The sequence below is a fragment of the Gemmatimonadaceae bacterium genome (assembly GCA_040882285.1).
In the GTDB taxonomy this organism is placed as follows: Bacteria; Gemmatimonadota; Gemmatimonadetes; order Gemmatimonadales; family Gemmatimonadaceae; genus JACDCY01.
The window spans coordinates 93,277-109,224 of sequence record JBBEBQ010000005.1 but is presented as its reverse complement, the minus strand read 5'-3'; the positions used below and the strand labels follow the sequence as shown (position 1 = coordinate 109,224).

At 67.3% G+C, this 15,948-nt stretch carries 14 protein-coding genes; 12 read left to right on the top strand and 2 right to left on the bottom strand.

Annotated elements, in window-relative coordinates:
- Positions 1-68 precede the first annotated feature (68 nt).
- From WEA80_01255 to WEA80_01240, 4 genes are all read left to right on the top strand, one after another.
- Positions 69-1,304, top strand: coding sequence for a sialidase family protein (locus WEA80_01255; GenBank protein ID MEX1185201.1), 1,236 nt, complete (start codon positions 69-71; stop codon positions 1,302-1,304).
- Positions 1,301-1,828: a TlpA disulfide reductase family protein gene (locus tag WEA80_01250; GenBank protein ID MEX1185200.1), complete on the top strand. Its 528-nt coding sequence runs from the start codon at positions 1,301-1,303 to the stop codon at positions 1,826-1,828. The genes WEA80_01255 and WEA80_01250 overlap by 4 nt, the downstream gene beginning before the upstream one ends.
- Positions 1,828-2,556 (top strand): cytochrome c biogenesis protein CcdA, encoded by a 729-nt coding sequence (locus WEA80_01245; protein MEX1185199.1) that lies wholly within the window; start codon positions 1,828-1,830, stop codon positions 2,554-2,556. Before WEA80_01250 ends, WEA80_01245 begins: the two co-directional genes overlap by 1 nt.
- 308 nt (positions 2,557-2,864) lie before the next feature.
- On the top strand, positions 2,865-4,184 hold the full coding sequence (locus WEA80_01240; protein MEX1185198.1) for a divalent metal cation transporter: 1,320 nt from the start codon (positions 2,865-2,867) through the stop codon (positions 4,182-4,184).
- Here the strand turns inward: WEA80_01240 and WEA80_01235 are convergent.
- Positions 4,168-4,938: a LysM peptidoglycan-binding domain-containing protein gene (locus tag WEA80_01235; GenBank protein ID MEX1185197.1), complete on the bottom strand. Its 771-nt coding sequence runs from the start codon at positions 4,936-4,938 to the stop codon at positions 4,168-4,170. The two genes, WEA80_01240 and WEA80_01235, sit on opposite strands and share 17 nt — an antisense overlap.
- A 331-nt stretch (positions 4,939-5,269) precedes the next feature.
- On the opposite strand from WEA80_01235, the gene WEA80_01230 reads away from it, so the two are divergent.
- From WEA80_01230 to WEA80_01205, 6 genes are all read left to right on the top strand, one after another.
- Positions 5,270-5,818, top strand: a complete 549-nt coding sequence (locus tag WEA80_01230) for a helix-turn-helix transcriptional regulator (GenBank protein MEX1185196.1) — start codon at positions 5,270-5,272, stop codon at positions 5,816-5,818.
- A gap of 31 nt (positions 5,819-5,849) precedes the next feature.
- Positions 5,850-6,746, top strand: coding sequence for a lytic transglycosylase domain-containing protein (locus WEA80_01225; protein ID MEX1185195.1), 897 nt, complete (start codon positions 5,850-5,852; stop codon positions 6,744-6,746).
- A 142-nt stretch (positions 6,747-6,888) separates the two neighbouring features.
- A complete protein-coding gene (locus WEA80_01220) occupies positions 6,889-7,824 on the top strand; it encodes a DMT family transporter (GenBank protein ID MEX1185194.1) in 936 nt (311 codons plus the stop codon).
- Between the two features lie 44 nt (positions 7,825-7,868).
- Positions 7,869-10,607, top strand: coding sequence for a M14 metallopeptidase family protein (locus WEA80_01215; protein MEX1185193.1), 2,739 nt, complete (start codon positions 7,869-7,871; stop codon positions 10,605-10,607).
- Positions 10,604-11,416 (top strand): hypothetical protein, encoded by an 813-nt coding sequence (locus tag WEA80_01210; GenBank protein MEX1185192.1) that lies wholly within the window; start codon positions 10,604-10,606, stop codon positions 11,414-11,416. Before WEA80_01215 ends, WEA80_01210 begins: the two co-directional genes overlap by 4 nt.
- Positions 11,413-12,021, top strand: a complete 609-nt coding sequence (locus WEA80_01205; GenBank protein ID MEX1185191.1) for a YceI family protein — start codon at positions 11,413-11,415, stop codon at positions 12,019-12,021. The genes WEA80_01210 and WEA80_01205 overlap by 4 nt, the downstream gene beginning before the upstream one ends.
- Here the strand turns inward: WEA80_01205 and WEA80_01200 are convergent, their stop codons facing one another.
- Positions 12,022-13,896: an ABC transporter ATP-binding protein gene (locus WEA80_01200; protein ID MEX1185190.1), complete on the bottom strand. Its 1,875-nt coding sequence runs from the start codon at positions 13,894-13,896 to the stop codon at positions 12,022-12,024.
- 164 nt (positions 13,897-14,060) lie between these two features.
- On the opposite strand from WEA80_01200, the gene moeB reads away from it, so the two are divergent.
- Complete coding sequence (gene moeB, locus WEA80_01195) at positions 14,061-15,224, top strand: molybdopterin-synthase adenylyltransferase MoeB (GenBank protein ID MEX1185189.1); 1,164 nt, start codon at positions 14,061-14,063, stop codon at positions 15,222-15,224.
- A 3-nt stretch (positions 15,225-15,227) separates the two neighbouring features.
- On the top strand, positions 15,228-15,824 hold the full coding sequence (gene pdxH / locus WEA80_01190; protein MEX1185188.1) for a pyridoxamine 5'-phosphate oxidase: 597 nt from the start codon (positions 15,228-15,230) through the stop codon (positions 15,822-15,824).
- Positions 15,825-15,948: the final 124 nt, after the last annotated feature.

Genomic DNA, 15,948 nt, shown 5'->3' with positions numbered 1-15,948 from the left:
GAGATCAAGCGATGCAAGAAGCTCTGCGCCGCTGGACTGATGAGTCTTGCAACGGAGAAGCAGTGGGTATGAAATGCGTTTTGTCCTTCAGCCTTCTCGTGCCGATCGCACTCTTTGGCGCGGCGGCGTGCGGGGGCGTTGGAGATGCCGGCGGACGGGGTGCCGTCCCTCTCGTCACGCCTGTCACGAGTCCCGCGGGCCCTGGATCCGGCGAGCCGTTCCTCGCGCTGGGCTCCGACGGAGTCATGTACCTCAGCTGGCTCGAGCCAATCGATTCGGCGCACGCGCTCAAGTTTGCCGTTTACGACGGCGCGTCGTGGTCAGCGCCGCGCACGATTCGCGAGGGCCGCGATTTTTTCGTGAACTGGGCCGATTTCCCGTCGATCAAGGTGATGGGGGACGGGCGGCTCGTCGCGCACTGGCTGCAGAGGACCGGGTCCGCGACCTACGCGTATGGCGTGCGCGTCTCGCAGTCCGCTGACGGCGGCGCGACGTGGAGCGAGCCGCTGATACCGCACCGCGATTCGTCCGACACCGAGCACGGTTTCGTCACGCTCTGGCGCGAAGGCTTGAACGTGGGCGCCGTCTGGCTCGACGGACGGAAATACAACACCGCCGGCCATTCGCCCACGAACGAGATGATGGTCATGACTACGACTATCGCGCCTGACGGACGCCTCGGCGTGGAGTCTCCGATCGACGAGCGCGCGTGCGATTGCTGCCAGACCGCGGTCGCGATCACGTCCGGTGGACCGATCGTGGCGTATCGCGACAGGTCGGCGGACGAGATCCGCGACATCTACGTCGCGCGGCGCGTGAACGACCGGTGGACGACGCCCGTGCCGGTTCACGCCGACGGCTGGAAGATCGCCGCGTGCCCGGTCAACGGGCCGGCCCTGGCGGCGAAGGACGAGCGAGTGGCGCTCGCGTGGTTCACTTCGGCGAACGACAGCGCCAAGGTGAAAGTCGCTTTCTCGTCCGATGCGGGGGCGTCTTTCGGGGCGCCGGTGCGCATCGATGAAGGACAGCCGGCGGGGCGCGTCGACGTCGCGCTGCTGCGTGACGGCGGCGCGCTGGTGAGCTGGATCGAGCGCACCGGCGGAGACACCGCCGCGGTGCGGGTGCGGCACATGACGGCCGACGGCAAGCTCGCGCCGGCGATCACGGTCGCCACGTCGTCGGCCGCGCGCGCCAGCGGATTTCCCCGAATGATCATTCACGGCGGTGACGCGATCTTCGCCTGGACGGAGCCGGGGAAGCCGTCCGCGATACGGCTCGCGAAGCTGTCGAATCCCGGCCGGTGAGCGAAGCGCGAGTGCGATTGACGTTGCGGGCGCTCGCCTTTTGCGCGCTGGCGGCTGCCGGATGCTCGGGCGAAGCGGGCATCGCGCGCGTGGACATCGGCGCGCCGGTTCCCGCGTACGCCGCGACGTCGCTGGCCGGTGACAGCGTGTCGCTCGCGGCGCTGCGGGGGAAAGTCGTGCTGCTGAACGTGTGGGCGACGTGGTGCCATCCGTGCCGGGACGAGATCCCCGAGCTGCAGGCGCTGCACGAGCGGTACGCGGCGCGCGGGCTCGAGCTGGTCGGCATCAGTGTCGACGCCGAGAGCGCTGACGACGCGATCCGCGCGTTCATGCGCGATTTCCGGATGACGTATCCCGTGTGGCGCGATCCCGCCGAGCGTGTCTCCGCGCAGTTCCACGTCGTGGGCGTGCCCGCGACCTTCCTGATCGACAGGGAGGGCGTGCTCCGGTGGCGTAAGACCGGGCCCATTCAGCCCGGAGACGCGACGCTTGCCAGAGCGCTCGAAGAGGCGCTCGGGAGCTGATGCAGGGATCTGATTCCGTCGGCCTCGCGATCAGCTTCACCGCGGGCGTGCTGAGCTTTCTCTCGCCCTGCGTCCTCCCGCTGATTCCCAGCTACGTGACGTTCATCACCGGACTCGGCCTCGAGGACGTGAAGCGATCGCGCCGGATCGCGCTGGTGCACTCGCTTCTTTTCGTCACCGGGTTCACGCTCGTCTTCCTCGCCCTCGGCGCGACTGCGACGGCTTTCGGACGGCTGCTGGGCTACCACCGGGTGTGGGTGGGACGGATCGGCGGCGTGCTGGTGGTGCTGCTCGGGCTGTATTTGATAGGCGCGTTCAACTTCGGGCCGTTCGCGCGGGAGCGGCGGGTTCACCTGGCAACGAAGCCGCTCGGCTATGTCGGAACGCTGGTAGTTGGAATGGCGTTCGCGGCGGGGTGGACGCCGTGCATCGGACCGATTCTGGGAGCGGTGCTCACCTACACCGCGAGCTCGGCTGATCTCAATCGCGGGCTCGTGCTGCTGCTCGCCTATTCGCTTGGCCTCGCGGTTCCGTTCGTGGCGGCCGCGCTGATGGTGGACAGGTTCGTGGCCCTGTTCGAGCGGTACCGCGGCGGACTCGTGTGGATGTCGCGGATCGCGGGCGCGCTGCTCATCGCGATCGGACTGCTGATGCTCACGGACACCATGATCCTGCTGTCGCAGTGGCTGCAGCCGATGACCCCGGAGTTTCTTCGCAGCCGGCTGTGAAACCTTTTCGAGGGTAGCTCGCGTCTAGGAGTGAGGCCATGGCTTCGCGCCCCTCGGAGATTTCGATTTCTCACGGGACCGCAGCGCGCTGTTCGGGGCGCATCCGGACAACATCTTCCTCGTGAAGGCGAGCTACTGGTTCGGATTCTGACGGCTCCTGGGATTCTTACGAGGAATCCAAGTCTGGAGTGTGGCAGTCTGGAGTGAGGGAGTAGGGAGTTTCTCCTAACTGCTCCCTCCTGACTGCCACACTCCCGACTTGGATCCCCCATCCAAATCCCAGTAGCCAGCCACTAGGATTCGGTCCTATGCCCGACGCACCGAAAAAGGAGGAGAGGCGCGAGGCGCCGCGTCCCGAGCGGGAGTACGACCGCACTATCGTGACGCGGCTGCGGAGCTTCGGACGCGAGCTCGGGCCCGGGCTCATCACCGGCGCCGCGGACGACGACCCGTCGGGAATCGCGACCTACTCCCAGGCCGGAGCAGCGTTCGGCTTCGGCTTGCTGTGGACGACGATCATCACGCTCCCGCTGATGACAGCGGTGCAGCTGATGTGCGCGCGCATCGGGCTCGTGTCGCAGCAGGGACTGGCGGCCGTGGTGCGGGATCATTACTCGAAGTACCTGCTCTGGGCGGTGTGCGCGCTGCTGCTGTTCGGCAACGTCGTCAACATCGCGGCCAACCTCGGCGGGATGGGCGCCGCGGCCGGGCTCGTCACGGGGCGGAGAAGCATTCTCTGGGTGCCCCTGTTCACCGTGATCACGATCGCGTTCCTGGTGTTTTCGTCGTACCGGCTGATGAGCTCCGTGCTCAAGTGGCTGGCGTTGGCGCTGTTTGCCTACGTCGCGGCTGCTTTTCTGGCCAAGCCGGATTGGATCGAGGTGCTCGACGGCACGTTCCATCCGCACTTCGCGATGGACCGCCGGTACCTGCTCACGTTCGTCGCCATCCTCGGGACGACCATATCGCCCTATCTCTTTTTTTGGCAGGCAGCGCAAAACGTCGAGCACTACGCGGATGCAGCCGAGCCCGGCCGCCCGCGCCGCGCGATCGAGCGGGAGCTCAGGTCCGCCGGTCGAGACGTCGGCGCCGGGATGCTGATATCGAACGTGATCATGTTCTTCATCATCCTCACCGCCGGCGCGACGCTGCACCCGGCCGGGATCACGACGGTCGACTCCGCGGCGGATGCCGCCATGGCCCTCGAGCCGCTCGCGGGGAAGGCCGCGGCGCTCGTGTTCTCGATCGGAATCATCGGCACGGGAATGCTCGCGGTCCCGGTCCTCGCGGGCTCGGCGGCCTATGCGGTGGCGGAAGCGGGCCAGTGGCACCGGGGGATGAATCGCAAGCCGCGCCAGGCCCATCATTTCTACTTCGTCATCGTGCTCGCGATGCTGATCGGCATGGCGCTGAACTTCGGCGGGGTGAACCCGATGCGCATGCTGTTCGGCGCGGCCGTGGTAAACGGCGTGCTCGCGCCGCCGCTCATCGTCGTGATCCTGCTCATCTGCAACAACCGCGGCGTGATGGGCGAGAAGCGGAACGGCTGGCTGATCAACACCGGCGGGATCGCGGCCGCGCTGCTCATGGGCGCGGGCGCGATCATCCTGCTCATCTCCTGGGCGTAGCCGGCTCGGCGGGAGGCTGACGCGGGCCCGGCGGCTTCACGATCATCCGGTCGCCGATCCGGATACGCGGACCGGCGAGATTGTTCCACGCCTGCAGCTGCTCGACAGTCGTGCCGAAGGTGTTGGCGATGGTGGAGACGGCGTCGCCGCGCTGCACGACGTAATGGAGCGGCGCGTTCGCGATCTCCCGCACCTTGGCGCGGAGCTGCGCTTCCCGCGCCGCGAGCTCGCGCTGGGCCGTGTGCGAGCCGTTGACGTAGGCTTCGAGCGAGTCCAGCTCCCGGCGGTGCGCGCGGGTGGCGGCGAAGGTCGCCGATCGTCCCTCGCGCCTGACCGTCACTCCCGGCGCGCTCAGGAAATAGACGTGCCCGGGATCCACCCCTAAAAGAGTATCGTTGGGGAACTCCTCCACGATGATGGACGGGGGCGCGTCGAGGCTCTCGAGGTTGTCCTGGGGGGCCACGCCGATGAAGATCAGCCGCTCGTCGGTAGCGGCGAGGACCCCGTTGGTGCCGCGGAAATAGTCCGCAGGGCGGCGCATGTACACGTGCGCCTGCCGGTGCACCTTCTCGCCGAACCGGAGAGTGCCGCTCGAGAGCTCGCGCTCGGCCAGCTCCCGGGCCTCCGGGATGTCCACCCCGCGCATGAAAAAGACGTAGCCGAACACGGCGATCCCGAGCACGATCACGAGGCTCCCGATCGCCAGGCGCCGGAGCAGCCGGAACGAGCGGTACAGCCCTTCAGATTCTTTCATTTCCTGGAATTTCCCCTGGGGATCTGCCGGGGGAGAAGGGGCAAGCTCCATACCCCGCAATGGATCATCTCAGGCTCCGGAATTTGGACGGGGAATCCAAGAATTGAGAGGCCAGAGAGCCAGAGTGCCAGCTGGCGAGAACGATATCACAAAAATGCAGGGGCTTCCGGTGCAGTCATCTGGCCATCTGCCAAGCTGGCGATCTGGCTTCTCACCTCTTGGATTCCCTTGAGCCCCGCCAGAAGCCGTTAACCCCCGGATTGTATTGCTCTAATCCGTAAATGACACTACCTTTATACGTATAACTACAACCGTATTACCAACAAAGGTCATGGCCGAGTGGATCGGGCGCGACCTCAAGCGTCTTCGGAAGCTTAGAGGGATGCGCCGCCAGGATGTAGCCGCTCAGCTCCGGCAACCCGTGTCCGTTTCCACGATCCGCAACATCGAGCACGACGAACGGTATAACGTCTCGCTCGATCTGCTGGGTCAGATCGCCCAGGTACTGGGCGCGGACGTGCGGGTCACGCTGGAGCCGCGGGAAGTCGAATCGAAGGCACGGGCGGAGGAGGCGAGACGGGTGATCGCGAGCGATCACTTCATCCACCTCATCCGGGAGAACCATCCCGACTGTCCGTTGACGAATTCGCAGATAGGCCGGCGGATGTGGGGGTTCGCGAATGCGCGCGGTGCCACGCGCGTGCGGGAGCGGAAGCTGGTGAAGAAGGCGCTAAGCTGGACGGGACTGAAGCGCGCGCCTACCACGGCTGCGGAATACGAAGTTGGGGAACACGATGTGGCGGCGATGGAGCGCTATGCTGATCGCCTCGGAAGAGCATTCAAGGACGACAAGGGCCGGATTCTGGTCCCTGTCGCCTGACGGACTTCTCAACCTTGGAACCAGGACGGACATGAGCTCCAACTACGACCGCCGCAGGATCGAGCAGGCGCCGCCGTCGCGATCGATGCGCGCGCGGCTGGGCACGGTACCGCAGATGGTCTTTGCCGCCGTGATGATGCTTGCCGGCGTGGTCTGGGCGGGGACGCGCGTGGGGACGGTGTACGCCAGGCCCGGCGAGCTGCTCGCGCTCCCCGCTACAGTAGTGAAGCAGACGCTCACGCCGGAAGAGATTCTCATTGGCGACGCCACGCCCGATCTGTCGGCTCCGGTCACGCAGCGAATCGCGTTCGTCCTGCGCAAGTTCGCCAAGGACGACCGCATTGCCGATCGCGCCGCGACGGCGCTGGTGCGCGAGGCCGCCAGGAAGAACATCGACCCCGTGCTGCTCGTCGGCCTGATGATCACGGAGAACTCCGCCATCGATCCGCTGGCCAAGAGCAACGTGGGCGCCACGGGGCTGATGCAGGTGATGCCCTTCCACGCCGGGGAATGGGGCTGCGGCTCGGACAATCTCGTCAACGTCGAGTCGAACATCTGTCACGGCGTTGCGATCCTGGCGGATTACGTCCGCCGCTCGCCCAAGAATCTCCACAAGGCGTTGCTGCGCTACAACGGCTGCGTCCGCGGGACGAACACTCCCCGCTGCTACACGTACTCGTCCAAGGTCTACAAGCACGCGAACAACGCGTCGCGCCTGATGGCGTCGCTCGGTGGAACGGAAGTACGCCGGTACAGCGTGCCGGCCGCGCCGAAGAAGGTGCGCACGGCGAAGCGCGCGACCACTACGAGAACCGCCAGCAAGCGCGCGACGCGCGCGCGGACCACGCGTCCGCGGGCGACGCCCAAGCCAGCGCCGATCAAGGTGCCAAGGCAGGTCGTGCTGGGCGAGATCAAGCTCTCGAAATAGTCGTGCCTTGGGTGAGCCCGGGCTGCCGGCCGGGCACTCCGCGCGGGCCCTACGCTCCCTCGCTGCGCTCGCTCGCCAAGACGGGCCTGCGCGGAGCAGCCGGTCGCAGCCCGGACTCACACGCACCTCCTATAATTCGGCGATGCACCGGCCCCACCCAGAGGCTGCGCTCGCCCTAGCCGTACTCGGCATCTCCGTCGCCGCGCCGCTCGTCCGGCTGTCGGACGCCCATCCCATTGCGATCGCTTTCTGGCGGCTGGCGTTCTCGCTCGCCTTCGTGCTCGTCGCGCTGCTTGCGACCGGCACGTGGCGTGAGCTGCGGGCGCTGAGCCGGCGCGAGCTGGCGATCGGCGTCGCCGCGGGTGTCATGCTGGCCGTGCACTTCTGGTCGTGGAACGCCTCGGTCGATCTCACCACGATCGCGGCGTCTACCACTCTGGTCAGCCTGCAGCCTGCCATCGTTGCCGTGCTCTCAGCAGTTCTGCTGCGCGAGCGGCCGCGGGCCGTGCAGGTCGCCGGCATTCTGATCGCGCTGGCCGGCGCATTCGTGATCAGCACGCCCGCGCTTTTCTCCGCGGCCGCGGCCGTGAGCCCGAACGCGCCTCTCGGGAATACGCTCGCGCTGCTCGGCGCGGTCACGGCCTCCATCTATTATCTGAGCGGACGACGGCTCCGGACCGGTCTCGGCCTCTGGCCCTACGTCGCCGTGGTATACGGCGCGTGCTTCGCCTCGCTGGCCGCGATGGCCGTCGTATCCGGTGTGGATCTCGCGCCGCAGCCCGCGCGCGAGATATGGATTTTCCTCGGGCTCGCGATCGGCCCGATGCTGCTGGGACACACGGCGATGAACTACGCGCTCCGCTACCGGCCGGCCTACGTGGTCAACCTCACGGTGCTCGCCGAGCCGGTCGGCGCGACTCTGATCGCGGCCGCGCTCCCGGGAATCCGCGAGATCCCGCCGCTGTCCACGATCGCCGGCGGCGCGGTGATACTTGCCGGCGTCGTGCTGACCGTCCTGGGCGAGCGCCCCAGCGGGCGGGGCGAGGCAGCCGTTTATACTACAGAAGCAGCCGGTTAAGAAGCAGCCGGTTAAATCGCCGTTTTCCTCAAAATATGAGACCCATGCTCCGCTTCGCACTCGCGCTGTGTGTCGCCCTCCTGGGGTCGCTGCCTGCCTCGGCCCAGCTCCCGATCACGACTCCCCGCCAGCAGTTCGGCCACGGATTGGGTGACGACTACTTCCTTGCCAACTATCGCCAGCTCACGGATTACTGGCGGAAGATCGACGCCGAGTCCGACAGGGTGCGGGTCGAGCAGATCGGCGTCACGAGCGAAGGCCGGCCCATGCTGCTGGCGCTGATCACCTCGCCGGAGAACCACGCGAAGCTCGGCCGGTACCAGGAGATCGCCCGCACGCTCGCGCTCGCGGAAGGCATCTCCGACGAGCAGGCCCGGGCGCTCGCCGGCGAGGGGCGCGCCGTGGTGTGGGTGGACGGCGGGCTGCACGCCAGCGAGGTGCTCGGCGCCCAGCAGCTCATGGAGCTGGTGTACGAGCTGGCGAGCGGAACCGACGCCGAGACGACGCGCTTTCTGCGGGACGTGATCGTGCTGGCGGTGCACGCCAATCCCGACGGGCACGATCTGCTGGCGGACTGGTACATGCGCCGGAGCGACACGCTGCAGCGCTCCACGCGTGGCGTTCCGCGGCTGTACCACAAGTACGTCGGGCACGACAACAACCGCGATTCCTTCATGGCGTCGCAGCTGGAAACGCGAGCGATGGACAGCGTGATGTTCCGCGCCTGGTATCCGCAGATCATGTACAACCACCACCAGACGGCGCCGGCGGGGACGATCATGTTCGCGCCACCCTTCCGCGACCCGTTCAACTACAACTTCGATCCGCTGGTCGTGACGATGCTCGACCAGGTCGGTTCGGCGATGCACAGCAGGATGATCGCTGAGGGCAAGCCGGGCACCGTGATGCGCGGCGGCGCGAACTTCTCCACCTGGTGGAACGGCGGGCTGCGCACGACGGTGTATTTCCACAACATGGTCGGCCTGCTTACGGAGACGTTCGGTAATCCCACGCCGAGCTGGATCCAGCTGGTGCCGCGCCGGCTGCTGCCCAGCGGCAGCCTGCCGTTCCCGATCGAGCCGCAGCTCTGGCGCTTCCGGCAGTCGATGAATTACGAGCGTACGGCGAATCGCGCGGTGCTCGACTTCGCCTCGAAGCACCGGGAAGAGCTGTTGTACAACATCTATAGGATGGGGCGCAATTCGATCGAGCGCGGCAGCCGCGACCACTGGACGAGCACGCCCGACCGGGTGGCCGAGCTGTCCGAGGCAGTCGCCGCCGACACCGGCACCCAGACCCCGGCGGACATCCAGCGGTACGTCGCCACGTTCAAGGAGCCGGAGGACCGCGATCCGCGCGGCTACATCATCAGCGCGGACCAGCGCGACTTCGCGACGGCCACGAAGTTCGTGAACACCCTGATCAAGACCGGCGTCACAGTCCACCGCGCGACCGCGCCGTTCCCGGTCGCGGGGAAGAGCTATCCCGCCGGCTCGTTCGTCGTGCTTGCGGCGCAGGCGTTCCGGCCGCATGTGCGCGACATGTTCGAGCCGCAGAACCATCCCAACGACATTCCTTATCCCGGCGGCCCGCCGACTCCGCCGTACGACGCGGCGGGTTGGACGTTGGCGTACCAGATGGGCGTGGCGTTCGACCGGATCCTCGACGGGTTCACCGGGCCGTTCGAGCGGATCTCGGGCTTCGCGCCGGTTCCGCGGGGAGCGGTCGTGGAAGTCGCCGGCGCGCCGGGCTATCTGCTCGGACACGAGACGAACGACGCGTTCGTCGCGGTGAACCGGCTGCTCGCGGCCGGGCACGACGTGTACTGGCTGCGGGACAGCGTCCGCGCGGGTGAGCAGAGCTTCGGTGCGGGAGCGTACTACGTCCCCGCCGGAGCGGCAGTACTGCCGCTCCTCCGGCAAGTCGCGGCCGAAAAAGGCCTGACGATCCGCGCGGCGCAACGCGCGCCGGCGGCGGGCGCAGCGATAAAGCTCCGCCCTGTGCGGGTCGCCCTGTGGGATACGTACGGCGGATCGATGCCCTCCGGGTGGACGCGCTGGCTGCTCGAGCAGTTCGAATTTCCGTTCACGGTGGTGTATCCGCCGGACCTCGACGCCGGCAATCTGCGTGAGCGGTTCGACGTCGTCATTCTTCCCGATGGCGCGGCGCCTGTGGATCCGGCCTCACGGGGCGCGCAGCGCGCGCTGGCGTCCTCGACGGCGCCGGAAGACGCGCCGGCGGAGTGGCGCGCTCGCAGCGGATTCATAAGCGAGACGATCACCGTCCCGCGGCTGCGCGAGTTCCTGCAGAACGGCGGGAGGATCCTGGCGATCGGCAGCGCGACGGAGCTGGCCGCCTCACTCGGCTTGCCGGTGGAAGACGCGCTGACGGATTCCGCGGGGCGCGGGCTGCAGCGGTCGGCGTACTACGTTCCCGGCTCCATCCTGCGCGCGCGCGTGGACAACACGCATCCGCTCGCCCACGGCATGCCGCGGTACGCCGACATGTTCTTCGACAACAGCCCCTCGTTCCGGCTCGCGCAGAGCGCGGCCCAGCAGGGGATCCGACGGATCGCGTGGTTCGATTCGGCGACTCCGCTGCGCAGCGGCTGGGCCTGGGGTCAGCGCTACCTCGAGAACGCCGCGGCGATCGTCGAGGCGCAGGTGGGACAGGGCACGCTGGTCCTGTACGGCCCCGAGGTGCTCTTCCGCGCGCAGCCGCACGGGACGTTCAAGCTACTGTTCAACGGGATTCACTACGGAGGGGCGCAGGCTTGGCGGTGACCTCCCGGCGCGGGTTCGTCGCTGTTGTTCTGGTGCTGGCTCTGTCGGGCTGCCAGGTATTCCGCGGCGCCCCCGAGGCCGGCATCCCCGCCCCGCGCGGCGAACGCGTGGAGATCACCAGCGCCGCGGAGCTCGTGCGGGAGATGCGCGAGCGCTACGACGGCAAGTGGTACCGGACCCTGACCTTTCTCCAGAACAACACCCGCTTCACGACCGACGGCAGGGAAGAGAAGAGCCAGTGGATGGAGTACATGTCGGTGCCGGGTAAGCTCAGAATCGAGTTCCTGCCGCGAAGCTCGGGCAGCGGGATTCTCTTCACCAACGGCCGCGCGTACACGTTCGAGGGCGGAAGAAGGATCGACACGAAGCGGCAGATCCATCCGCTGGTTCTTCTGACCAGCGACGTCTACGTCCTGCCGCCCTCGGTGACGCTCCGCCGGCTCGATTCGCTCGGCGTCAGAAGGTCGCGCTTTCGCGAGGACCGCTGGGAGGGCCGGCGCGTGTACGTCGTCGGCGCGGCCGCGGGCGACACGCTCTCCAATCAGCTGTGGGTCGACGCGGACCGGCTGCTGCTGGTGCGCTGGATCGAGCGGCAGGGGACCGGTGCGCGCCGCGCGTCCAGCGATACGCGGCTTGGCGCGTACAAGAACATCGAGGGCCAAGCGGTTCCCGCCGAGATCACGGTGTACCGCGCGGGCAGGCCGGTGTTCAGGGAGGTTTACGCCGACGTGCGCGTGAACGTGCCCTTCTTACCGGCCCTCTTCGAGCCGGCCCGCTGGAGAAACGCACCTCGGCCCGACACAAAATGAAAATGCCACGTTACGCGCTCACCGCCCTGCTCATTGGACTCGCGACGCCGGCGCTCGCGCAGAACCCCGCCGGCGCGCCTGCTCAGGCGGCGGCCGCCGGCTGGCGGATAGACCGCGGTCATTCCGAGCTGACGTTCTCGATACGACACATGGTGAGCCGCGTGCGCGGCCAGTTCAACAATTGGAGCGGCACGATCACAGGCGACCTCACCGACTGGGAGAGCGCGATCGTGGACGTCACGATCGACGCGTCGAGCATCGACACCAATCACGAGCGGCGCGACGCGGACCTGCGCGGGAAGGATCATTTCGAGGTCGAGACGTATCCGACGATCACGTTCAATAGCACCAGGATCGAGCGCAGCGGCGACAGGCTGCGCATGACGGGTGATCTGACCATTCGCGGTGTGACGCGGCCGGTGGTGCTCGAGGGTCAGCTCACCGGAACCGCGCAGGAGCGCGGCCGCACGCGCGCCGGCTTCGAGGCGTCGACGACGATCAACCGGAAGGACTTCGGGCTCGCGTGGAATCGCGTGGTCGAGGCCGGTGGATGGCTGATAGGGGACGAGGTCAAGATCGACATCTCGGTGGCGGCGGTGAAATAGTCACTTGTACCCCGCCGCCTGCATCCTGAACAGCTCCTCGTACAGCCCGCCTCGCGCGACCAGCTCCTGATGCGTCCCCTCGTCCTCGACGGCGCCGTTGCTGAGGACGATGATCCGGTCGGCCATCCGCACCGTCGAGAAGCGGTGTGAGATCAGGATCGCCATTCTTCCCGCGACGAGCTCCGAGAAGCGGAGAAAGACCTCATACTCGGCGCGCGCGTCGAGCGCGGCGGTCGGCTCGTCGAGAATGAGCACCTGCGCGTCGCGCATGTAGGCGCGTGCCAAAGCGATCTTCTGCCATTCGCCGCCGGACAGATTCACTCCCTGCTCGAAGCGGCGGCCGAGCATCTGCTTGTAGCCCTTGGGAAAGCGCGGGAGCAGGCTCGAGGCGAGTGACTTGTCGGCCGCCGCGCGGATGCTTTCCGGGATCTCGTCGCCGTTCTCCAGCCCGCCGCGAACCGACTCGATCTCGCCGACGCCTATGTTCTCGTCGAAGCGCAGGTCGTAGCGCACGAAGTCCTGGAAGATCACGCCGATTGCGTTCCGCACCGACGCAAGGTCGTACTCCCGCAGGTCGCGCCCGTCGAGGAGAATCCGTCCCTCGGTCGGATCGTACAGCCGCGCGATCAGCTTCGTTATGGTCGTCTTGCCCGCGCCGTTCTCACCGACGAGCGCCAGCCGCTCGCCGGGATTTAACGTGAAGTTGAGATCGCGCACGGCCCAGCGCTCGCTCCCGGGATATCGGAATGAAACGCCCTCGAACACGAAGCCGTCGCGAACCGGGCGCGGTACCGGCAGCGCTGCCGGCCCCGACGTGATCGTCGGCTTCATGTCGAGGAAGACGAACAGGTCGCGGAGGAAGAGCGCCTGCTCGTACACCGCGCTCGCCGCCAGCAGCACCGCCTGGATGACGTCGCGCCCGCGCGCGAACGACGCGGCGAGGAAAGTAAGATCGCCGATCGTGATTTCCCCGCGGACCGCGCGGAGCACGATGATCACGTACGCAGCGTAGTACCCGATAGTGCCCAGAATCGAGAGCAGCGTACTCACGATTCCCCGCCTGATCGAGAGCTTCCGATTCTCCTCGTAGAAGCGCTGCGCCAGCGTGCGGTACCTGTCGGTCAGCCACGACGCGAGCCCGAACATCTGCACTTCCTTCGCCGTCGCGTCGCTCGCGCCCACGTAGCGGATGTAGTCGAGCTGGCGCCGCTCCGGCGTCCAGCGAAACAGCAGCGAGTAGCCGAGGGACGCGAAGTGCGTCTCGCCGAGGAAGCTCGGGACGATCGCGGCCGCGAGCAGCAGCAGGAGCAGCGGGTTGTACGCGACCAGCGCGGCGCCGACAGTGAGCAGCGTGATCAGGTCCTGGCCGATCGCGAGCAGCTGCGTGAGCAGCGCGATGCGGCCGACGGTCTGCCGCCGGGCGCGCTCGAGATGATCGTAGAAGCCGGGGTCCTCGAACTGCGCGAGATCGAGCGTGGCGGCGTGCTGCATCAGCCGCACGCTCATCCTGTTCGAGAAGAGGTCGCCGAGCAGGCTCTCGACCAGGGAGGATGCCCGCGCGAGGACTTCGCCCGTGACGACCACCGCGAGCTCCATCGCGAGATAGCGCCAGACGTCGCCGAAGTCGCCCCGTCCCGCGCGCGCCTCGAGTACGGAGTCGATGATCAGCTTGCCGATCCAGAACGTGAGGATCGGGACGAAGCCGCGCGCGATCCGGAGCGACGCCATCGCGAAGGCGAGCCCGCGATGGCTCTCCCACACCAGCTTGGCGAGCGCCGGCACGTATCGCAGCGCCTCCAGCCGCTCGCGCCACGTCGTGTCGCGGGTGTCGGGTCGGGTCGGCGGTATGAATCCGCCTGTCGGCGGGTGCGTCACGGGCGGAAGGAGTGGATATTAGTTAGTGACTGGTGACTAGTGACTAGTGACTAGTTCAAGACGGAAAGTAGCAGCTACAGGGTCAGGGCCTGCAATTACGAATCACCAGTCACTAGTCACCAGTCACTAGTCACCAGTCACTAGTCACCAACCAGCGGAGCCGGATGACAGCAGGGAGCCTGTCCGATCTGTCGCAGCAGGAGCTCGAGCGCTACAGCCGCCAGCTGTCGCTGCCGTCCGTCGGCATCGACGGCCAGCGGAAGCTCAAGCGCGCCCGCGTTCTGGTCGTGGGGGCGGGCGGCCTCGGCTCGCCGGCGCTGCTGTACCTGGCGTCCGCCGGAGTGGGCACGATAGGACTGGTGGATTTCGATCCGGTGGACGTCACCAACCTGCACCGGCAGATCCTGTACACGGACGCCGACGTCGGGGGCTCGAAGACGCAAGCCGCCGCGGCGCGCGTACGCGCGGCGAATCCGCACGTGCACGTCGAGACGTACGACACGCGGCTGACCTCGCACAACGCGCTCGAGATCGCCGGCGATTACGACATCATCGTGGACGGCACGGACAACTTTGCCACGCGCTACCTGGTGAACGACACGGCGGTACTGCTCGGCAAGACGAACGTGTACGCGAGCGTGCTGCGCTTCGAGGGGCAGGCGTCCGTGTTCGCCGCGCCGGACGGCCCCTGCTATCGCTGTCTCTTCCGCGATCCGCCCCCGCCGGGACTGATCCCCAATTGCGCGGAGGCCGGCGTGCTCGGCGTGGTCCCGGGGATCATGGGGAGCATACAGGCGTCGGAGACCATCAAGCTGATCACGGGGGCCGGGTCGCCGCTCGTGGGCCGCCTGCTGCTGTTCGACGCCCTGGCGATGCGTTTTCGCACAATGGAGGTGCACCGCGATCCGGCGTGTCCGATGTGCGGCACGCGCGAGATCCGCGAGCTCGTGGATTACGAGGCGTGGTGCGGCGCCGCCTCCGCCGCGCCGGCCGAAGAGCGGGGCTCGGCGGTCGGAGAGATAACTCCCGCGGAGCTGGCCGAGCGCATCGCGCGCGGCGACGACTTCGAGCTGCTCGACGTGCGGGAGCCGTACGAGTGGGCCATCGCGCGGCTGCCCGGCGCGCGGCACGTCCCACTCGGCACTCTTCCGGATGAGATGCATTCTCTCGACCCGCGGCGGGAGATGATCGTGTACTGCAAGTCGGGGATGCGGAGCATGGCGGCCGCGACCCAGCTCGCGGGCGCGGGCTTCGCCAGGGTGGCGAACCTGGCGGGCGGGATATCGCGCTGGTCCGTGGAAGTCGATCCGTCGGTGCCGAGGTACTGACGAGTGACGGAAGCGTTGACGGACCCGATCGCGATCTTCCAGGACGCGTTCGCGCGCGCGCAGCGTACCGACCGCGCGCTGCTGCCGGAGCCGAGCGCGATGAGCCTGGCGACGGTGGGCGCGGACGGAGCGCCGACGCTGCGGATCGTGCTGCTGAAAGGCGTGGACGAGAGTGGATTCGTGTTCTACACCAACCTGGCGAGCCGGAAGGGGCGTGACCTGCGCGCCAGGCCGCGCGCGGCGCTGTGCTTCTACTGGTCGGCGCTGGACCTGCAGATCAGGATCGACGGGAAGGTGACGCAGGTGAGCGACGAGGAGGCCGACGAATACTTCGCCTCGCGCCCGCGCGGCAGCCAGATCGGCGCCTGGGCGTCGAGACAGAGCGAAGCGATCGAGCCGGCGGGCGAGCTGGACGCGCGGGTCGCGCGGTACGAGCGGGAGTTCGAGGGACGGGCCGTGCCCCGCCCGGAGTTCTGGTCCGGTTTCCGCGTGCATCCGGAGAGGATCGAGTTCTGGCGGAACAGGGCGAACCGGCTGCATGACCGCACGCGCTACACTCGCGAAGGCGGAGGATGGAAGGTCGAGACGCTTTATCCGTAACGGCGCTATTGGCTGTTGGCTATTGGCTGTTAGCGAACAGCCTGCCGCTGCCGCTGCTGCTGTTTCGCCGGTACAAAAAGCCAATAGCCAATAGCCAACAGCTCATTTTGAACCAGTTAGAATC